Origin of the sequence: Streptomyces sp. NPDC088097, assembly GCF_044741845.1 — a bacterium.
In the GTDB taxonomy this organism is placed as follows: domain Bacteria; phylum Actinomycetota; class Actinomycetes; order Streptomycetales; family Streptomycetaceae; genus Streptomyces.
This window is the reverse complement of the sequence record NZ_JBIUTJ010000003.1, coordinates 561,991-581,162: the sequence shown is the minus strand read 5'-3', so window position 1 is coordinate 581,162 and position 19,172 is coordinate 561,991. Positions and strand designations below refer to the sequence as shown.

Annotated in this window: 20 protein-coding genes; 12 read left to right on the top strand and 8 right to left on the bottom strand. The window is 73.0% G+C overall.

Annotated features, from left to right (window positions below; translation table 11 throughout):
• Positions 1–104: 104 nt before the first annotated feature.
• Positions 105–827 carry a lysophospholipid acyltransferase family protein gene (locus ACIOD1_RS12650; protein WP_365623692.1) on the bottom strand — a complete coding sequence of 241 codons (723 nt, stop codon included), beginning with the start codon at positions 825–827 and terminating at the stop codon, positions 105–107.
• A gap of 265 nt (positions 828–1,092) precedes the next feature.
• Between ACIOD1_RS12650 and ACIOD1_RS12645 the strand changes: the two genes are divergently transcribed.
• From ACIOD1_RS12645 to ACIOD1_RS12625, 5 genes are all read left to right on the top strand, one after another.
• Entirely contained in the window at positions 1,093–1,440 is a 348-nt protein-coding gene (locus tag ACIOD1_RS12645) for a thioredoxin family protein (RefSeq protein ID WP_365623690.1), read from the top strand.
• A gap of 264 nt (positions 1,441–1,704) precedes the next feature.
• Positions 1,705–2,310, top strand: coding sequence for a flavin reductase family protein (locus ACIOD1_RS12640; protein ID WP_401901920.1), 606 nt, complete (start codon positions 1,705–1,707; stop codon positions 2,308–2,310).
• Between the two features lie 201 nt (positions 2,311–2,511).
• Positions 2,512–3,297, top strand: coding sequence for an electron transfer flavoprotein subunit beta/FixA family protein (locus ACIOD1_RS12635; RefSeq protein WP_365623686.1), 786 nt, complete (start codon positions 2,512–2,514; stop codon positions 3,295–3,297).
• 58 nt (positions 3,298–3,355) lie between these two features.
• Positions 3,356–4,318: an electron transfer flavoprotein subunit alpha/FixB family protein gene (locus ACIOD1_RS12630; RefSeq protein WP_365623684.1), complete on the top strand. Its 963-nt coding sequence runs from the start codon at positions 3,356–3,358 to the stop codon at positions 4,316–4,318.
• Between the two features lie 193 nt (positions 4,319–4,511).
• Positions 4,512–5,810: a DUF6986 family protein gene (locus ACIOD1_RS12625; protein WP_365623682.1), complete on the top strand. Its 1,299-nt coding sequence runs from the start codon at positions 4,512–4,514 to the stop codon at positions 5,808–5,810.
• A gap of 53 nt (positions 5,811–5,863) precedes the next feature.
• Here ACIOD1_RS12625 and ACIOD1_RS12620 read toward each other — a convergent pair whose 3' ends face one another.
• On the bottom strand, positions 5,864–6,850 hold the full coding sequence (locus tag ACIOD1_RS12620; RefSeq protein WP_365623831.1) for a LacI family DNA-binding transcriptional regulator: 987 nt from the start codon (positions 6,848–6,850) through the stop codon (positions 5,864–5,866).
• 241 nt (positions 6,851–7,091) lie between these two features.
• Here ACIOD1_RS12620 and ACIOD1_RS12615 point away from each other — a divergent pair, with 241 nt between their 5' ends.
• The 3 genes from ACIOD1_RS12615 to ACIOD1_RS12605 all read left to right on the top strand — a co-directional run bounded on the left by ACIOD1_RS12615 (position 7,092) and on the right by ACIOD1_RS12605 (position 9,791).
• Positions 7,092–8,126 (top strand): NUDIX domain-containing protein, encoded by a 1,035-nt coding sequence (locus ACIOD1_RS12615; RefSeq protein ID WP_365623680.1) that lies wholly within the window; start codon positions 7,092–7,094, stop codon positions 8,124–8,126.
• 217 nt (positions 8,127–8,343) lie between these two features.
• The gene (locus tag ACIOD1_RS12610; RefSeq protein WP_401901915.1) at positions 8,344–8,865 is read left to right on the top strand and encodes a TetR/AcrR family transcriptional regulator; all 522 of its coding nucleotides are present in this window, start codon (positions 8,344–8,346) and stop codon (positions 8,863–8,865) included.
• A complete protein-coding gene (locus ACIOD1_RS12605; RefSeq protein ID WP_401901913.1) occupies positions 8,862–9,791 on the top strand; it encodes an oxidoreductase in 930 nt (309 codons plus the stop codon). The genes ACIOD1_RS12610 and ACIOD1_RS12605 overlap by 4 nt, the downstream gene beginning before the upstream one ends.
• A 40-nt stretch (positions 9,792–9,831) precedes the next feature.
• On the opposite strand, the gene ACIOD1_RS12600 is transcribed toward ACIOD1_RS12605, so the two are convergent.
• Together ACIOD1_RS12600 and ACIOD1_RS12595 are read right to left on the bottom strand one after the other, a co-directional pair.
• A complete protein-coding gene (locus tag ACIOD1_RS12600) occupies positions 9,832–10,533 on the bottom strand; it encodes an MBL fold metallo-hydrolase (RefSeq protein WP_401901910.1) in 702 nt (233 codons plus the stop codon).
• Between the two features lie 170 nt (positions 10,534–10,703).
• Entirely contained in the window at positions 10,704–12,068 is a 1,365-nt protein-coding gene (locus ACIOD1_RS12595; protein WP_401901907.1) for a dipeptidase, read from the bottom strand.
• A 118-nt stretch (positions 12,069–12,186) separates the two neighbouring features.
• Here ACIOD1_RS12595 and ACIOD1_RS12590 point away from each other — a divergent pair, with 118 nt between their 5' ends.
• Complete coding sequence (locus ACIOD1_RS12590) at positions 12,187–13,635, top strand: geranylgeranyl reductase family protein (protein ID WP_401901904.1); 1,449 nt, start codon at positions 12,187–12,189, stop codon at positions 13,633–13,635.
• 121 nt (positions 13,636–13,756) lie between these two features.
• Here ACIOD1_RS12590 and ACIOD1_RS12585 read toward each other — a convergent pair whose 3' ends face one another.
• Positions 13,757–14,215, bottom strand: a complete 459-nt coding sequence (locus tag ACIOD1_RS12585) for a nitroreductase/quinone reductase family protein (RefSeq protein WP_365623670.1) — start codon at positions 14,213–14,215, stop codon at positions 13,757–13,759.
• A gap of 148 nt (positions 14,216–14,363) precedes the next feature.
• Here ACIOD1_RS12585 and ACIOD1_RS12580 point away from each other — a divergent pair, with 148 nt between their 5' ends.
• Together ACIOD1_RS12580 and ACIOD1_RS12575 are read left to right on the top strand one after the other, a co-directional pair.
• Positions 14,364–15,062: a TetR/AcrR family transcriptional regulator gene (locus ACIOD1_RS12580; protein WP_401901901.1), complete on the top strand. Its 699-nt coding sequence runs from the start codon at positions 14,364–14,366 to the stop codon at positions 15,060–15,062.
• Between the two features lie 206 nt (positions 15,063–15,268).
• A complete protein-coding gene (locus tag ACIOD1_RS12575) occupies positions 15,269–16,264 on the top strand; it encodes a spherulation-specific family 4 protein (protein WP_401901899.1) in 996 nt (331 codons plus the stop codon).
• Positions 16,265–16,323: 59 nt separating this feature from the next.
• Here the strand turns inward: ACIOD1_RS12575 and ACIOD1_RS12570 are convergent, their stop codons facing one another.
• The 3 genes from ACIOD1_RS12570 to ACIOD1_RS12560 form a co-directional block, all read right to left on the bottom strand.
• Positions 16,324–17,358 (bottom strand): hypothetical protein, encoded by a 1,035-nt coding sequence (locus ACIOD1_RS12570; RefSeq protein WP_401901896.1) that lies wholly within the window; start codon positions 17,356–17,358, stop codon positions 16,324–16,326.
• 68 nt (positions 17,359–17,426) lie between these two features.
• Positions 17,427–17,672 (bottom strand): DUF6332 family protein, encoded by a 246-nt coding sequence (locus ACIOD1_RS12565; protein ID WP_365623663.1) that lies wholly within the window; start codon positions 17,670–17,672, stop codon positions 17,427–17,429.
• Positions 17,673–17,730: 58 nt separating this feature from the next.
• Complete coding sequence (locus ACIOD1_RS12560; protein ID WP_401901894.1) at positions 17,731–18,474, bottom strand: maleylpyruvate isomerase family mycothiol-dependent enzyme; 744 nt, start codon at positions 18,472–18,474, stop codon at positions 17,731–17,733.
• A 33-nt stretch (positions 18,475–18,507) separates the two neighbouring features.
• Between ACIOD1_RS12560 and ACIOD1_RS12555 the strand changes: the two genes are divergently transcribed.
• Positions 18,508–19,167 (top strand): alpha-ketoglutarate-dependent dioxygenase AlkB, encoded by a 660-nt coding sequence (locus ACIOD1_RS12555; RefSeq protein ID WP_365623659.1) that lies wholly within the window; start codon positions 18,508–18,510, stop codon positions 19,165–19,167.
• Positions 19,168–19,172 lie beyond the last annotated feature (5 nt).

Below are 19,172 nucleotides of genomic sequence, written 5' to 3'. Positions count from 1 at the left end.
ACGTACGCGAGACGTACGTGACGGGCGTGGGGTCGTACGGACGTACGGACGGGCGTGCGCGGGGCGCCCGCGCCGCCGGTTTCACCCGGCCCGGTGACCTCGTTTCAGCCGGCTTCCTTGACCTGGGCCGCCGTCGGCGCGGTACCGCCGAGGTGGGCCGGCAGCCACCAGGAGTCCTCGGGACCCTTCGGCTTGCCCGGGTACGCGCTCTGCGCGGCGTCGAGCAGCTCCTGCACGCGCTCGCGCAGCCGGCGCGTGATGGCGCCCGCGTACTGGTCGGCCGGAGCCTCCAGGGGCTCGCCGACCCGCATCGTGACGGGGATGTGGCTGCGCTTGAGGTCCTTGGGGCGCCCCTTGGTCCACAGCCGCTGCGTGCCCCACAGGGCGACGGGGATCAGCGGGACCCCGGCTTCCTGGGCCATGCGCGCGGCGCCGGACTTGAAGCTCTTGAGCGTGAAGGACTGGGAGATCGTGGCCTCGGGGAACACCCCGATGATCTCGCCGGACCGCAGCGAGTCCAGCGCGTGCTGGTAGGCGGTCTCGCCCTGCTTGCGGTCGACGGGGATGTGCTTCATCGCGCGCATCAGCGGACCCGAGACCTTGTGCCGGAACACCGACTCCTTCGCCATGAAGCGCACCAGGCGCTTCTGCGGGCGCGCGGTCAGCCCGGCGAAGATGAAGTCGAGGTAGCCGATGTGGTTCGACACCAGGACCGCCCCGCCCTTGCGCGGGATGTTCTCGGTGCCCTGAACGTCGATCCGGACGTCGAGCGCGCGGAACAGCGTGTGCGCTGCGCCGATCACTGGGGGGTAGACGAGTTCAGCCATGGTGGGGAGACCCCGCTTTCTGCCTGGGGAAGTGCTCCCGGCCGGAAGTTACGGCAGCGTAGGTACGCGACTACGGGGATCGTGCCCCAAACGAGCCCCGCAGACCAGCCCAGAGGCCCCCGCCCGGGGAGATTCTCGTCACGCGGGGAATGCGGGCCGCGTGCGGGGCGCTACGCCCAAGCGTACGGACAGGTGTGACGGGTGCGGCAGGTCGGCGGGACGGGTCGGAGGGTCGGCTCCCCGGACGGGCCGGAGGGGAGTCGGGGTGCGCGGGCACGAGGAGGGCGGACGGGAAGTGGTCGGACACGCGCCGTTGGGCGCCGCCGAACTGGGTCGCGCGCCGGGGGAGCGGGCCAGCCTGGTCCAGTTCTCCAGCGCCTTCTGTCAACCCTGTCGCGCCACGCGCAGGATCCTGGCGGACGTCGCCGCCTTGGTGGAAGGCGTCGCGCACATCGAGATCGACGCCGAGAAGAACCTGGAGCTGGTCCGCCGCCTGGGCATCGAGAAGACCCCCACGGTGCTGGTCCTCGACTCCGCCGGCCGGATCGTGCGCCGCGCCGTCGGGATGCCGCGCAAGGCGGACGTGATCGCCGCACTGGGCGCGGCCGTATGACCGCCGCCGTGCCGCCCGGGGCCCCGCGCGCGCCGGTACGCGCGCCCGCACGCAGCGTGACGCGCCCTACATCTGACCGCTGCGGCTTGACTGTGTACGCGTGAGATCGTCAGGCTGACGACATGCGGTATGAACTCCTGCTCTACGGGCGGGTCCACATAGACCTGGTCCGCCACGCGAGCGCGCGCTGTCGGGATCACTGAACGACCCAGGTTCCCGATCCCCGACAGCGCCGCCACGCCCGCGGCAGAAGGAAGTCCTCCCATGACCGCCACCACCACGACGGCACCGAACGGCTCGGCCCAGGTCCCCGGCCGGCCCCTCGGCTCCCGCGACGACCGCCCCGGCCGCGACGCGCCCGCCGCTCCGGCCCGTGACCACTCCGCGCGCCAGGCGGGTTCCCCGGAGCTGCTGCGCTCGGTCTTCCGTCGACACGCGGCCGGGGTGGCCGTGATCACCGCGGAGCGCGACGGGGTACCCGTCGGCTTCACCGCGACCTCGCTGAACTCCGTGTCCGCCGACCCGCCCCTGCTCTCCTTCACCATCGGCACCGGCTCCTCCAGCTGGCCCGGCGTACGGGACTCCGACCACCTCGGCGTCCACATATTGGGCGAGCATCAGAGCGACCTGGCCGGGCTCTTCGCGCGCAGCGGCGCGGACCGGTTCGGGCCCGACACCGCGTGGGCCCCGGGGCCGCACGGGGTTCCCCTGCTTTCCGGGGTGCCGGCGTGGCTGGTGTGCCGGGTGGTGGCGAGGGTGCCCGCCGGCACGCACCGTGTGATCATCTCGGAGGCGCTGGCCGGGGACCCTGCCGGTGAGGGCCGTCCGCTCCTCTACCACCAGGGTCGCTTCAACGCGCTGCGCGACTGAATCGTCCCTGCTGGGGCGGTTCGGGCGGCGTTGGCCAGATCACAGTTACCGAGGCTTGCCGGCGGGGAAGACCCACTGTGTACTGACGAGTAACATTCCCTTCGGAGCGCGGGCCGCCCCGACCGGGATCCGCCCCACAAGGCGCCTATGCTGCCTGCACAAGGCGGTACCAGAAAAAGACGATGCGGTAGGAGACCCGGCGTGAGCCTGAGGATCGTTGTCTGTGTGAAGTACGTGCCCGACGCCACCGGTGACCGGCACTTCGCCGATGACCTGACCGTTGACCGCGACGACGTCGACGGCCTGCTGTCGGAGCTCGACGAGTACGCCGTCGAGCAGGCGCTGCAGATCGCCGACGAGGCGGACGACGCGGAGATCACCGTTCTGACGGTGGGCCCCGAGGACGCCAAGGACGCGCTGCGCAAGGCGCTGTCGATGGGTGCCGACAAGGCCATCCACGTCGAGGACGACGGCCTGCACGGCAGCGACGTCATCGGCACCTCGCTGGTGCTGGCCAAGGCCGTCGAGAAGGCCGGCTACGACCTGGTCATCACGGGCATGGCCTCCACCGACGGCACCATGGGCGTGCTCCCGGCGATCCTGGCCGAGCGCCTGGGCGTCCCGCAGGTCACCCTGCTCTCCGAGGTCAAGGTCGAGGACGGCACCGTCACGGGCCGCCGCGACGGCGACTCCGCGAGCGAGCAGCTGGAGGCCTCCCTCCCGGCCGTCGTCTCGGTGACGGACCAGTCGGGCGAGGCCCGCTATCCGTCCTTCAAGGGCATCATGGCCGCCAAGAAGAAGCCGGTCGAGTCCTGGGACCTGTCCGACCTGGACCTGGAGTCCGACGAGGTCGGCCTCGAAGGCGCCTGGACCCTGGTCGACTCGGCCACGCAGCGCCCGGCCCGTACCGCCGGCACGGTCGTCAAGGACGAGGGCGAGGGCGGCAAGCAGCTGGCCGAGTTCCTGGCCGGCCAGAAGTTCATCTAGGACTTCCGCCGTCCTTCCCTAGCCCCCAGACACTTCGCAATCGCAGGAGAGCAGTCCCATGGCTGAAGTTCTCGTCTACGTCGACCACGTGGACGGCGCCGTCCGCAAGCCCACCCTCGAACTGCTGACGCTGGCCCGCCGCATCGGCGAGCCCGTCGCCGTCGCGCTCGGCGCCGGCGCCGAGGCCACCGCCGCCGTGCTCGCCGAGCACGGCGCCGTCAAGGTCCTCACCGCCGACGCCCCGGAGTTCACCGAGTACCTCGTGGTACCGAAGGTGGACGCGCTCCAGGCCGCGTACGAGGCCGTTTCCCCGGCCGCCGTGCTCATCCCGTCCTCCGCCGAGAACAAGGAGATCGCCGCGCGCCTCGCCGTGCGCATCGGCTCCGGCATCATCACCGACGCCGTCGACCTGGAGGCCGGTGACAAGGGTCCGGTCGCGACGCAGGCCGCGTTCGCCGCGTCCTTCAGCACCAAGTCGATCGTCTCCAAGGGCACCCCGGTCATCACCGTGAAGCCCAACTCGGCCCCGGTCGAGGCCGCTCCGGCCGCCGGCGCCGTCGAGGCGCTCGCCGTCACCTTCGGCGCCCTGGCCACCGGTACCAAGGTCGTCTCCCGCACCCCGCGCGAGTCCACCGGCCGCCCCGAGCTGACCGAGGCCGCGATCGTGGTCTCCGGTGGTCGTGGCGTCAACGGCGCCGAGAACTTCCACCTCATCGAGGACCTCGCCGACTCGCTCGGCGCGGCCGTCGGCGCCTCCCGCGCCGCCGTGGACGCCGGCTGGTACCCGCACTCCAACCAGGTCGGCCAGACCGGCAAGTCGGTCTCCCCGCAGCTGTACATCGCCTCCGGCATCTCGGGCGCGATCCAGCACCGGGCCGGCATGCAGACCTCGAAGACCATCGTCGCCATCAACAAGGACGCCGAGGCCCCGATCTTCGACCTGGTCGACTACGGCGTGGTCGGCGACCTCTTCGAGGTCGTCCCGCAGCTCACCGGTGAGATCAAGGCGCGCAAGGGCTGAATCGCGCCGGGACGCCGGGTCAGTCGCTGACCTGCGCATCTCTTGCCTCCGGGGCCGTGTGGTGTTTGTCACCACACGGCCCCGAGTCGTTTGCCCAGGAGGGCCGGGGGACCATTGACGGAGCGGAACCCCGTGACTAAATTCTGCTATGCGGATCTAAGCTTCCGTGAAGCGGAAAAGAGGAGAGTGCACGATGGGTCAGCAGGAGAAGGTGGCGACGAGCCTCGCAGGCGCGGTCAGCGAGGGAATCAGCGCTTCCCTGGCGCCGGTGGACGCGGAACTCGCGCGTCACTACCCGGGCGACCCCGGCACCCGTCAGCCGATCCACACCGTCTACGTACCCGGTGACGTGTTCGCCGCGGACACCATCCGTTCCTGGGGCGACCAGGCCCTCGCGGCGCTCGACGAGCACGCCCCGGACGCGGCCACCTTCGCCAAGGTGCTCGGCATCTCCGACGAGCTGGCCGTACCGGTCTACGACCGCGTCCGCGCCAAGCTGGCCTCGGAGCCCATCGAGGACCTGCGCGTGGACTTCGAGGACGGCTTCGGCGTCCGCTCCGACGAGGAGGAGGACCAGGCCGCGGCCCGCGCCGCCCGCCTCGTCTCGGAGGCCTTCGCCAACGGCACGAACGCCCCGTACATGGGCATCCGCATGAAGTGCATGGAGTCCAACGTCCGCGACCGCGGCATCCGCACCACGGACATCTTCCTGTCCGGGCTGCTCGCGCACGGCGGCCTGCCCGAGGGCCTCGTCCTCACCCTGCCCAAGGTCACCTACGCCGAGCAGGTCAGCGCCTTCGTCAAGCTGCTGGAGGCCTTCGAGATCACCCGCGGTCTGCGCCCGGGCCGGATCGGCTTCGAGATCCAGATCGAGACCAGCCAGTCGATCGTCGCCTCCGACGGCACCGCGACCGTGGCCCGCATGATCGAGGCCGCCAAGGGCCGCGCCACCGGCCTGCACTACGGCACCTTCGACTACAGCGCCTGCGTCGGCGTCTCCGCCGCGTACCAGTCGAGCGACCACCCCGCCGCCGACCACGCGAAGGCGATCATGCAGGTCGCGGCCGCCGGCACCGGCGTGCGCGTCTCCGACGGCTCGACCAACGTCCTGCCCATCGGCACCACCGAGCACGTGCACGAGGCCTGGAAGCTGCACTACGGCCTCACCCGCCGCGCCCTGGCCCGCGCGTACTACCAGGGCTGGGACATGCACCCGGCGCACCTGCCGACCCGCTACGCGGCCGTCTTCACCTTCTACCGCGAGGGCCTGGAGACCGCCGCCGCGCGCCTGAAGGCGTACGTGGCCAAGATCGAGGGCGACGTGATGGACGAGCCCGCCACCGCCAAGGCCCTGGCCGGCTACCTGGTCCGCGGCCTGGATTGCGGCGCGGTCGGCGCCGAGGAAGTCGCCGCCCTCACCGGCCTGACCCGCGCCGAACTCGACGCCTTCGCCATCCCCCGCCGCTCGGCCACCCTGACGGCGACCAACTGATCCGCTGAACGCCACGAGGCCCGCCCGGTTCCCCGGGCGGGCCTCGTCGTACGTCAGGCCGAGGGGCCGATCTCGCCCGAGCCGCGGGGGATGAGGCGCGTGGGGAGTTCGATGCGGGACGGGGGGAGGGAGGCGCCCGCCAGGCGTTGGAAGAGGCGGTCCGTCGCCACCCGGCCCAGGGCCGCCGGGTCCTGGGCGACCACGGTCACGCCGGGACGCAGCAGGTCGGCCAGCTCGAAGTCGTCGAAGCCGACCAGGGCGACCGGCCGCGGGTGTTCCGCCAGGACGCGGACCAGGGTCACCGTGACGCGGTTGTTCCCCGCGAAGACGGCCGTGACGGGCTCCGGGCCCGTCAGCATCGACCGGGCCGCGGCCGTGACGCGGGCCGGGGTCGTCGGGCCCAGGGAGAGCCAGGCCTCGGTGACGGGCAGCCCCGCGCCGCGCATGGCCTCGCGGTAGCCCCGCAGGCGTTCCGTGGCGGTGTGGATGTGCGGCTGGTCGCCGATGAAACCGATCCGGCGGTGTCCGGCCGCGATCAGGTGGGCCACCCCGTCGCGGGCTCCACCGAAGCTGTCCGACAGCACCACGTCGGCGTCGATCCGGCCCGCCGGGCGGTCCACGAACACCGTCGCGATCCCGGCCCGGATCTCCGGCTCCAGGTAGCGGTGGTCGTCGCCGGCCGGGATCACGATCAGCCCGTCCACCCGGCGGGCGCACAGCGCGAGGGCCAACTCCCTTTCCCGGTCGGGGTCCTCGGCGCTGGAGCCGTTGATGAGCAGCGCCCCGTGGATCCGGGCGACCTCCTCCACGGCCCGGTTGAGCGGACCGTAGAAGGGGTCGGCGAGGTCCTCCAGGACCAGACCGACCGTCGCCGTACGGCCCTTGCGGAGCACGCGGGCGCTGTCGTTGCGGCGGAAGCCGAGGGCGTCGATGGCCTCGTGGACCCGCTTCTCGGTGTCCGGGGTCACCCCGGCCTCGCCGTTGACGACCCGTGAGACCGTCTTGAGGCCCACACCCGCCCGGGCCGCCACGTCCTTCATGGTCGGCCTGTTGCCGTAGCGGGGCTCGGACGGGGGGCGGGTCTGCGGCACGGTGGGGAAACCTCCGGGTGGCGACGGGGCGACGGGCGGCACGGGCACGGGGGAGGGGCTGCGGCCTCGACCGCGGCCCGGCCCCTGACCTTGAGGATAAGCACTCGGCCCGTGCGCGGGTTTCCGTGGCGGGGTGGGACGGGCAAGCCTCAGGGGGCTTCGGAGGCGAGCCCTTGGGAGAGGGGTAGACGTGATTGTCTGGATCAACGGCACGTTCGGTGCCGGGAAGACCAGCACGGCCCGCGAGCTGACCGGACTCCTGCCGGACGGCACCCTGTACGACCCGGAGCTGGTCGGTGACGCGCTGCGTCGGCTGCTGCCGCGCAAACGCCTCGCGGAGGTCGATGACTACCAGGACCTGCCGAGCTGGCGGCGGCTCGTCGTGGACGCGGCGGCCGCGATGCTCGCCGAGCTGGGCGGCGTGCTGGTGGTGCCGATGACCCTGCTGCGCCAGGACTACCGGGACGAGATCTTCGGAGGGCTCGCCGCCCGTCGGATCGCGGTGCGGCACGTACTGCTCGCCCCGGAAGAAACGATCCTGCGCGAGCGCATCGCCGCCCGGGGGCAGGGGCGCGGGGACCCCGCGGACGTACGCGAACTCGCGTGGGCCCACGACCACCTCCCCGCGTACCGGGAGGCACTGGGCTGGCTGACCACCGACGCGCACGTCATCGACAACGGACGGCTGACGGCCCGCGAGACGGCGCAGCGGATCGCCGAGGCCGTCCGGACCGACACCGCCGCCGTCTGCGACATCGTACAGACCCCGGAACCGACGCGGGAGACGGTGGCGGCGGGGGTGCTGCTCTTCGACGACCGGGACCGGGTGCTCCTGGTGGATCCGACGTACAAGCCGGGCTGGGAGTTCCCGGGAGGCGTGGTCGAGGCCGGCGAGGCCCCGGCGTGCGGGGGCGTGCGCGAGGTGGCGGAGGAACTCGGCCTGGAGCTGGAGCGGCTGCCGGAGCTGCTCGTCGTCGACTGGGAGCCGCCGTGCCGCCCGGCGTACGGGGGCCTGCGGCTGCTGTTCGACGGGGGCCGGCTGACGGCGGAGCAGACGGCCCGGTTGCGTCTTCCCGGGCCGGAGCTGCGGGCCTGGCGCTTCGTCACGGAGGAGGAGGCCGCCGGCCTGTTGCCCCCGCAGCGGCGCGAGCGCCTGCGCTGGGCGCTGCGGGCCCGCGAGCGCGGCCGGCCGCTCTACTTGGAGGCCGGACTCCCCACGCCCTGAGGTCACTTGACGGGGCGACGGCTCCCGCCTGCCCGGTGACCTCCGACCACCGGCGGCTCTTGGTTACACCGTACACACTGTGTACGGTGTAACCATCCAGTCGACCGGAGGACCACCGATGCCCCCACCGCCCGATTCCCCCGCGCCCACCGGACCGTCGTCCACTCCCGCCCGGCAGCGTCGTGAGCGCGAACGCGCCGAAGCGCGGAACGCGATCATGGCTGCCGCGCGCGAACTGGCCGCGGAGGAGGGCTGGGAGGCGGTCAGCATGCGCCGGCTCGCCGATCGGATCGGCTACTCCGCCAACTACGCCTACCGGTACTTCCAGGGCCGCGACGACATCCTGCTGGCCCTCGTCCGGGACGGCTTCGTCCGCCTCGCCGCCGCCATGAGGGCGAGCGGCTCGACGGTCGGGTCCGTGTCGGCCGCCTACCTCGACTTCGCGCTCGACGAACCCGACCTCTACCAGGTGATGTACGGCCTCGGCGGGGCCCGGGTGTCCTTCGCCGACATCGCCACCGAGGGCGCCGCGGTCGCCGCCGTCGTCGCCGGGGCCCTGGGCTCCGACGACCCCGACGACGACCGGGTCACCCGGATCTGGGCCACCGCCCACGGCCTCGCCGCCCTCTACGGCATCGGCAAGCTCGAAACGGACCGGGAGCGCCTGCACCGGCTCCTCGCCGCGAGCGCCGAGGACCTGCTCCGCACCCCGAAGCACCCGCACGGAGGCACCCGATGACCCGTTCCACCACCGCCGACGCCCCCTGGACGGCCGACCGGATCCCCGACCAGAGCGGCCGCACCGTCGTCGTCACCGGCGCCAACAGCGGCCTCGGCTACGTCACCGCCCGCGAACTGGCCCGCAAGGGAGCCCGCGTCGTCCTCGCCGCGCGGAACTCGGCCAAGGGAGCCGCCGCGGTGGAGCGGCTCCGCGCCGAACTGCCCTCGGCCATCGTGGAGTCGCGCTCCCTTGACCTGGCCGACCTGGACTCCGTCCGCGCCTTCGCCGACGGGATCGACACCCCCGTCGACGTGCTGGTCAACAACGCGGGGATCATGATGCCGCCGCGTTCCCTGACCGCGCAGGGGTTCGAGTCCCAGTTCGGCACGAACCACCTCGGCCACTTCGCCCTCACCGGTCTGCTGTGGGACCGGCTGCGGGCCGGACGTGACGCGCGGGTGGTCACGGTCTCCTCCACCCTGCACAAGAACGGGTCGATCCACTTCGACGACCTGACGGGCGAACGTTCCTACTCGCCGAGGGGGTTCTACGCCCAGTCCAAGTACGCCAACGTGCTCTTCGGCCTGGAACTCGACCGACGGGCGCGCGCCGCGGCCGAACCGGTGCGCAGCCTGCTGGCGCACCCCGGCTACTCGGCCACCAACCTCCAGTCCGCCGGCCCGACCGGCCTCCTCAAGGCGGTCCTCAAGGTCACCAACCGGTACGTCGCCCAACCCGTCGAGACCGGCGCGCTCAACCAGCTCTACGCGGCCGTCGAACCCGGCGTCGAAGGCGGCTCGTTCATCGGACCGGACGGCCGGGCCGAGTCCAAGGGACACCCCACCCTCGTCCACCCCGCCGCTTCGGCCACCCCGGAACTCGCCCGCCGACTGTGGGCCCTCTCGGAGGAACTCACCGGCGTCCACTACGCGTTCGGCGGCTGACGGGGGCCGGCGCGGGGGTGTGGTACGGCAACGGTCCTGCTCAGGCTTCCGGCGGGACGGAGTCGGCGGCCTCGCGCAGGGACCGGGCGGCGTCCTCGACCCGGGGCTCGCCGTGGCCGAAGCACACCACGGCGGGCGTGAGCGCGGCCAGCCGGCGCAACGAGTCGACCGCCCGTTCCCGGTCGACGTTGAACACGCCGAGCATCACCCGGCCCACCCCCGCGACGCAGTCCCCGGTGAACAGGACCCCGTGGCGCGGCAGGTGGATCCCGATGCTGCCGGGGGTGTGACCCGGGGCGTGCACCACCACCGCCCCGCCACCGAACGGCAGCACCTCCCCGTCCTCCAACTCCCTGTCCACGGGGGTCGGCGGGGCCTCGGGCGCCGTCAATCCGTGCGCGTACAGGGGGACTTCCCAGTCCAGCAGCACGGGCTCGGGCACCGGCTGCTCGCCCCGCACCACGGGGGCGTCCAGCCGGTGGGCCAGGACGGGCGCGCCCCAACGGGCGGAGAGTTCAGCGGCGGAGCCGACGTGGTCGCGGTGGCAGTGGGTGAGGACGATCCGCTCCAGCCGTTCGGGCGACCGCCCCAGGGAACGCATCGCCTCCTCGATCACCGCCCCGGAACCGGCGTTGCCCGCGTCGATGAGGGTGAGTGCCTCCTCGTCCTGCCAGAGGTACGCCTGGCCGATGGGGAAGCGCAGCATGTGGAGCCGGTCCGGAAGTACTTCGACGATGTCCATGCGTCGACCGTAGGCACCGGTTCCCGGCCGGCGCGGCGGCGTTCACCGGGAGCGCAGTACGCGGGAAGCGCAGTACGCCGGGAGCGGAGTACGCCAGAAGCGCGGTACGCCCGGGGCGCGCTGCGCTCCGGGCGTACGTGCACCCGTACGGGTGAGGGCGGGGGCGGGCCTCAGGCGCGCTTGGACTCCGCGTAGTTGACCAGGAAGAGGGCCTCGGCCACCGACAGCCGCTCCAACTCCTCGGGGGAGACGCTCTCGTTGACCGCGTGGATCTGCGCCTCCGGCTCGCTCAGGCCGATCAGCAGCATCTCCGCCTCCGGGTACAGGGAGGTGAGCGTGTTGCACAGCGGGATCGATCCGCCCATGCCGCTGACCTGCATCTCCTGGCCGGGGTAGGCCACCTCCATGGCGTCGCGCATCGAGGCGTACGCCGGGCTGGTGGTGTCCGCCTGGAACGGCTGTCCCTGGCCCACGACCTCCAGCTCCAGGCGCGCCTTCCACGGCACATTGGCCACCAGGTGCGCCTCCAGCAGCTTGATGGCCTCGGCTGTGTCGACGCCCGGCGGCACGCGCAGACTGATCAGGGCGCCCGCGCTCGCGTGCACGGAGGGGGTCGCGCCCACCACCGCAGGGCAGTCGATGCCGAGCACCGTCACCGCGGGCCGGGCCCACAGCCGGTCGGCCACCGTGCCCGCGCCGATCAGCTCGACCCCGTCCAGCACCTTGGCGTCCGCGCGGAAGTCCGTCTCCGGGTACTGCAGGCCCTCCCAGACCACGTCCGAGGCCAGACCGTCCACGGTCGTGGAACCGTCCGCCGCGCGCAGCGAGGCCAGGGTCTGGATCAGGGCGGCCAGCGCGTCCGGGGCGGCGCCGCCGAACATGCCGGAGTGCAGGTTCCCGGCCAGGGTGTCGATCTTGACCTTGAGCAGCGCCATCCCGCGCAGGGTGGCCGTCACCGTCGGCAGGCCGAGGCGGAAGTTGCCGGCGTCGCCGATGACGATGGTGTCGGCGACCAGCAGCTCGGGGTGCGCCTCGGCGTACTGCTGGAGGCCGCCCGTGCCCTGCTCCTCAGAGCCCTCGACGATGACCTTGACGCCGACGGGGACCCCGCCGTTCGCCTTCAGGGCGCGCAGCGCCAGCAGGTGCATGATGAACCCGCCCTTGCAGTCGGCCGAGCCGCGCCCGTACCAGCGGCCGTCGCGCTCGGTCAGCTCGAACGCGGGGGAGATCCAGGCGGCGTCGTCCAGCGGGGGCTGCACGTCGTAGTGGGCGTAGAGCAGTACGGTCGGGGCGCCCTCGGGACCGGGCAGGAAGCCGTACACCGACTGGGTGCCGTCGGGGGTGTCGAGGAGGGCCACGTCGCCGAAGCCCTCGGCGCGCAGCGCGTCGGCCACCCAGTTCGCGGCGCCCTCGCTCTCGCTCTTGGGGAACTGGGCCCAGTCCGCGACCGACTGGAAGGCCACCAGCTCGGTGAGCTCCGCCTTCGCGCGGGGCATCAACGAGGCGATGGTCTCGGCGATCGGATTCTGGGACATGGGCACGCTCCTTTTGGGTGCGACGTTGTACGGGTGCCGGGTGCGGCGAACACAAGGTGAAAAGACAGCTCCGATCCTCGCACAGCGGGCCGGGGCGGCGACGCGCCGTAGGATTCCCATGGCATCGGAGCAACCGCGTGATCAGGAGCAGCAGCACATCGTGAGCAGCGACGACGACGTAAACGGCGCGAGCGCCGAGCAGCCCGAGCAGCCCGGGCAGCGGCCCGCCGAGGGCGCGGACCAAGCCGGCCGGGCGGACGGTGCGGCCCTGCCGGTCCCGTCCGACGGGGAGACGGCCGAGGGGGTCGAGGGGGCGCCGGTCGACGGCGGCCCGGCCGAGGACTCCGGCGAGGACTCCGGCGAGGACGCCGGTGAGGTGTGGGACGTCATCGTGGTCGGCGCCGGACCGGCCGGGGCCTCGGCGGCGCACGCGGCGGCCTCGGCGGGACGCAGCGTCCTCCTGCTGGAGAAGGCCGAACTGCCCCGCTACAAGACCTGTGGCGGCGGCATCATCGGTCCCTCGCGCGACGCCCTCCCCCCGGGCTTCGTGCTGCCGTTCAAGGACCGGATCCACGCCGTCACCTTCTCCATGGACGGGAAGCTGGCCCGCACCCGTCGCTCGAAGGGCATGCTCTTCGGCCTCATCAACCGGCCCGAGTTCGACGCGGCGCTGGTCGCGGCGGCCGAGAAGGCCGGCGCGACCCTCCGTACGGGTACGGCCGTGACGCGCGTCGAGCAGCACGGCTCCGCCGTGCCCGACCGGCGCACGGTGGCCGTGGTCCTCGCGGACGGGGAAACGGTGTTGGCCCGGGCCGTGGTCGGGGCGGACGGCAGCGCCAGCCGGATCGGCGCCCACGTGGGCGTGGAGATGGACCAGGTCGACCTCGGCTTGGAGGCGGAGATCCCGGTGCCGGAGACGGTGGCCGAGGACTGGAAGGGCCGGGTCCTCATCGACTGGGGCCCGCTGCCCGGCAGTTACGGCTGGGTCTTCCCCAAGGGCGACACCCTCACCGTCGGGGTCATCGCCGCGAAGGGCGAGGGCGCCGCGACCAAGCGGTACCTGGACGACTTCATCGCCCGCCTCGGCCTCGCCGGCTTCGAGCCGTCCCTCTCCTCCGGGCACCTGACGCGCTGCCGCAAGCCGGAATCCCCCCTCTCGCGCGGCCGGGTGCTCGTCGCGGGGGACGCGGCAGGGCTGTTGGAGCCGTGGACCCGCGAGGGCATCTCCTTCGCACTGCGCTCGGGGCGGCTCGCCGGGGAGTGGGCCGTCAAGATCTCCGAGGCCCAGGACGCGGTGGACGCCCGCCGTCAGGCCCTCAACTACGCGTTCGCCATCAAGGCGGGGCTGGGCGTGGAGATGGCCGTCGGCAAGCGCATGCTGACCCTCTTCGCCTCCCGCCCCCTGGCCATCCACGCCGTGCTGATCGGACTGCGGCCCGCGTGGCTGGCGTTCGCCCGCGTGACGCGGGGTGCGACGACCCTGGCCGACCTGGTCCGTACGTACCCGCTCGCCCGCAAGGCGCTCCACCTCGTCGACTCCCGCCAGGCGGCGGCCGACAAGGGCTGAGTCCTTACAGGCGGCCCGTCCGTCACGACCGCCCGGGGAGGTCCTGCCTTCCCGGGCGGTCGCGTAGGCGGGAGTGCGGGTGCGCCGCGATGGGTACGGGTGCGCGGCGAGTGGCGCGGGCCTACCTGGACACCGTGACGCGGAAGACGGGGTGGTCGCCGGAGGCCGCCTGGAGTTCGGCGTCCGAGGACTTGGCGGTGACGCCCTGGAAGAAGCGGTTGACCTCCCAGCCCCACTTCTCCAGGTAGGCCCGGAGCACCGTCGCCTTCTCCACCGGGTCGGTGAGTTCCGTGACCGTGAACGCGCGGACCTTGCGCCCCACCCGCAGCTCCCCACCGCCCGCCACCCGCATGTTGCGCACCCACTGGGAGTGGCCGCGGGCCGACACCAGGTACTGCTCGCCGCGGTAGGTGTGGGGGTTGACCGGGATCCGCTGCATCTGGCCGGACTTCCGACCGCGCACCGACAACTCGGCGGTACCGGCCAGGCTGATGCCGAGGCGGGCGAGCTTGCCGAAGAGGGCGTTGAAGCGGACACCGATCGGGCCGGCCTCCACGTAGTACGGGGTGGGCGCGTTCATGTCCGCCTCCGGAGCGGTTGGGAGAGCGGTGCTCTCGCTTGAGACCAGTGTGCACGGATCGCTGCGCCAAAACAAGAGCACTGCTCTCGAAAAGGATCGGCGATCCCATTTTTGTGCACTGCTCCACATGGATGGCACACTGATCCGCATGAGCACCGTGCGAGGGGTCAGGGAACGGGCCCGCATCGAGGTCACCGCCGCCATCAAGGACGAGGCGCGCCGCCGCCTCGCCGCCGAGGGCGCCGCCAAACTCTCCCTCCGGGCCGTCGCCCGTGAACTGGGCATGGTCTCCTCCGCCCTCTACCGCTACTTCCCCAGCCGCGACGAACTGCTCACCGCGCTGATCATCGACGCCTACGACAGCCTGGGATCCGCCGCCGAGACGGCCGATGCCGCCTCCGTCACCGCCGGAGCCCCACCCCGCGCCCGCTGGAGCGAGGTCTGCGCCGCGATCCGCGTCTGGGCGCTGGCCCACCCCCACGAGTACGCCCTGGTCTACGGATCCCCGGTCCCCGGCTACAGCGCCCCCGCGGACACCATCGGCCCGGCCTCCCGCGCCGCGAACGTCCTCATCGGCATCGCCCGGTCCGCCCACCGGGGCCGCGGCCTCGCCCTCCCGCCCCTCCCCGTCGCCCTGCGCCCGGAGGCCGAGCGGATGGCGCGGGATTTCGCCGAGGGACTGCCCCCCGAGGTGGTGGCGGCCCTCGTCGCGGCGTGGGCCCAACTGGTCGGGCTGGTCTCCTGCGAGCTGTTCGGCCAGTTCGAGCGGGTGGTCGAGGAGCGGGACGCGTTCTTCGGGCACGCCGTCGCGCAACTGGCGCACACGGTCGGGCTGCGCCCCGTCTGAAGGTCCGGCCGCCGGGAGGTTCACCCGAGGGGCCGGGAGGTCCGCCCGAGAAACCGGGAGGTCGGCCCGAGGGGCCGGGAGGTTCACATGATGAGGTGACAGATCGCTTTTCTGTTCCTCATACCAAACCGGGTGGTTCGGCTTTCACCGATCTCCCGCGCGTCTAGTGTTCCTCGGGTCGCGCCCCTGCCGCCGGAGGAACAGCCATGGCCCCCGCACGTGCCGTCAAGGCCTTGTACGCCGTAGTGCTGATCGCCTTACTGGCCGCCCCCGCACCGGCCGTGACCGCTTCCGCGAACGGCGCCCGGGCCGCCCGCGCCCCCGCTGTGAAGGCCCCGCGGACCCCGGCCCCGGCGCCCTCGCCCACCTTCATACCGAACCCCCGCGCGCCCGGCGAGCGCGGCCTGGAGATCGCGGTCCCGGCCTACGCCCGCGCCGACGACCCGATGCCGGTCGACCTCGTCGCCGCCAGCCCCGCCGCCTCCGTGGTCGTCCTCAACCCGGGCAACGGCGACGCCCCCTTCGACGCCACCTGGCGTGCCCGCGCCGACGCCCTGCGCACCGGCACCACGGCCACCGGGGAGAGGACCAAGGTCCTCGGCTACGTCCACACCGACCACGGCAACCGGGACATGGCCGCCGTCAAGGCCTCCGTGGACAACTACCTCAGGCCCGCCGACGGTGGCGACGGCCGCCTCCACGTCGACGGCATCTTCTTCGACGTGGTCAGCCGCGACTGCGGCCCGGACAACTCCATCCGCGACCGCTACGGCGAGCTGCGCGCCTACGTCCGGGACACCCTGCACGCGATCGACCCCGAGGCCTCCGACCTCGTCGTGAACAACCCGGGCACGCCCATCGCCGACTGCTTCCTGGAGCCGGGCCACCGCACGGCGGACATCTTCGTCACCTTCGAGGACACCTACGCGGCGTACGCCTCCGGCGGTTGGCTCGGCGGCAACGTCTTCAACGCGGTCAGCGGCTACCGCTCGGGCGCCGAACTCGACCCGAGCGGGACCGCGTTCTGGCACCTCGTCCACGACGTCCCCGACACCCGCGCGATGCGCGACACCCTGCGAACCGCCTTCGACCGGGGCGCCGGCTACGCGTACGCCACCAACGCGGAGATGCCCAACCCCTGGAATGAATCACCGAGTTGGAAGTACCGCACCCAGACGACCGAAGCCGCCACCCTCGGTTAGGCCGTCTTTCGGATCTTGCCGGCCCGGCCCGGCCCGGGCGGCCCGCCCGGCCCGCCCGGTCAGCGGCCCAGCGCGCCGCGGACCGTCAGGCCGTGCCGCAGGCGCAGCCGGCGCAACTCCCACCAGGACAGGGCGGTGACGGTGACGGGGGCGCCGAGGACGAAGACCGCGCGGGCGGCCGCCGGGACCTGCGGGTAGGCGCCGGTGATCAGGTCCAGGAGCGCCATCTCCCAGACCAGGATGCCCGCGAGGACGGGCGGCACCACCTCGTGGATGTCGGCGGTGCGGAAGACGTGCACGAGCGAGAGGCCGATGCCGTAGAGGGCGAAGCCGATCGACCACAGGCAGAGCACCCCGATGGCGATCTTTCCCGGCAGGCCGACGGCGTCCCTGAGGCCGGCCGTCTCGGGCGCCATGGCGAGGGCGGACGTGCCCATGGAGGCCATGACCGCCAGGACCGCGCCGAAGGGACGCAGGGCCCGTCGCAGGTAGACGCGCCGCAGCCCGCCGCGCGCCGCCGCCACGAAGGCGCCCACGAACACAGGGAAGGTGCAGACGAGGACCAGGACGCTGGACCAGCTCTGGTCGAGACGTTCGCTGGCCACGGACTGGACGTCGGAGGCGCTGACGACGGCCTTGTAGGTGACCATCAGGCCGATCCAGGCGACCAGCCCCAACACGGTCCGCCACAGCTGCAGCTTGCGGACCTGCGGGTCTTCCACGGTCCCGGGACGCGAGGGGCGGAAGGTCCGCTGCGAGGCGTACAGCGGGTTGACGGCGCCGCGCAGGATCTTCCGGCCCCGCGAAGGCTCGACCGGCGGCGCGGGGGGCGGATAGGGCGGGGCGTACGGGTACCCCTGCTGCGGGACCTGCTGCGCGTACGGGGGACCGGGCGGCGCCGCGTACGGGTAGCCCTGCGGCGGCCCGTACGGCGAACCGGGCGGAGGGCCGTACGGGTGGGCCTGCGGGGGTCCGTACGGGCCCTGGCCGGGCGGGCCTTGTCCGTACGGGCCCTGGCCGGGCGGACCCGCCGGCGGTGGGCCTCCCGGACCGCCCGCGGGGTCCCACGCCCCGCCTCCGCCGTAACCGCTCATGCCACGCACCCCCGCCGCCTCGCCCTGTGGAACTCCCGCATCGTAGTGGGCCGCGCCCGGCGGGTCGGTCAGTCGCCCGCCCGCCGCCGGTGGCGCCACAGGACCCGGCACGCCCGCAGCACGAAGGCCGCCGCCGCGAGGCAGCCTCCCACCACGATGAGCGTCCGGTGCGCCGACGGGGGAAGGCCCGACCCCCGGGCGACGCCGTAGACCACCGCGAACACCAACAGGGCCGCGCCGCCCGCGCTCACGAAGGCGTAGGAGATCTCGACGGTGGCCTCGTCCCGCTCCGCCCGGCTGCGTGCTGTCACCATCCGGGCAGTGTCACAGGGGGCCGCACCCCGCCACAAGGACCCCCTGGGCGACGGGCGGTCAGATTCCGGCCTTCTCCCGCCACAGCCGGGCCAACGACTCGTCGCCCGTGATGCCGGGTCCGGTCAGGGGAGCCCGGTTCCACAGGGCCGCGTACAGCCAGGCGGCGTCGCCCGTGATCTCGCAGTGGGCCGGGTCGCCGGTGTCCCCGCGGACCGTACGGGCCGGCTCGGGCGACAGGTGCACCGTCCAGACCGCCCCCGTGTCGGCCGCCCGGATCCGCACCACACGGGGCCGCTCCGTACGCACCCGGCTGCGCGGCCTGGCATGGAAGCCGATCAGCAGCTCGTCCACCCCGTCCTCCGCGAACTCCGCGTCCACGGGAGAAGGGGCCACGCCCGCCGCCAACTGCGCGTCGAGGCGGTGCACGGTCGTCTCGTGCGCCTGGCGGCGGGCCCAGAACGCCAGGGGGGACGGCGGGGCCGTCGGCAGGAAGGTCCAGCACGCCAGCTCCGCGGGAGCCTCGTTCAACGTCCGCACCAGCGCCGCGTGCCCCTCGCGGAACCAGGCCGCCGGCTCTGCCGCGGGCAGCGCGGAAGCATCCGGGAAGGCCGGCGCCTCCACGCGGCCCTCCCCGACCACCAGCGTCGCCCAGCGGTGCACCGACCCGGTGTGCCGCAGCAGGTCGTCCACCCGCCACTCGGGGCACGAGGGCACCGGGGCGGTGTCGCCCGCCCGTTCGGCGGCGTCGGCCAACAGGCCGCCTTCCCGCGCCAGGATCTCCACGTATTCACTGATCTTCATGCCGTGAGTGTGCCGGCCGCCGACAATGGAGGTGTGGACGATGGACTGTTGTTCCCGCGCGAGCGGACCGAGATCGCCCCCGGCGCCGTTCACCTGCCAGACTGGCTCGGGCCGGGGCGCCAGGGTGAGCTGCTCGACGCCTGCCGCGAGTGGGCCCGCCCGCCCGCCGGACTGCGCACCGTGCGCACGCCCGGCGGCGGGACGATGACCGCCCGGCAGGTGTGCCTGGGCCTGCACTGGTACCCGTACGCCTACGCGCGCACCGTGGTCGACGGGGACGGGGCGCCGGTCAAGCCGATGCCGGCGTGGCTCGCCGAACTCGGCCGCGAAGCCGTCGCCGCCGCCTACGGGACACCCCGCGAGGCCCACGGCCCGTACGACATCGCGCTCGTGAACTTCTACGAGGGCGACTCCCGGATGGGCATGCACCGGGACGCCGAGGAGCGTTCCCCGGACCCCGTCGTGTCGTTCAGCCTGGGTGATTCCTGCCTCTTCCGCTTCGGGAACACCACCTCGCGGGGACGACCGTTTCGGGACCTCCGGCTGTGCAGCGGGGACCTGTTCGTCTTCGGCGGCCCGAGCCGGCTGGCCTACCACGGGGTGCCGAAGGTCCTGCCCGGGACCGCTCCGCCCGGACTCGGGCTGACGGGGCGGCTCAACATCACACTGCGGGTCGGCGGCCTCGGCCCGTAGCGGGC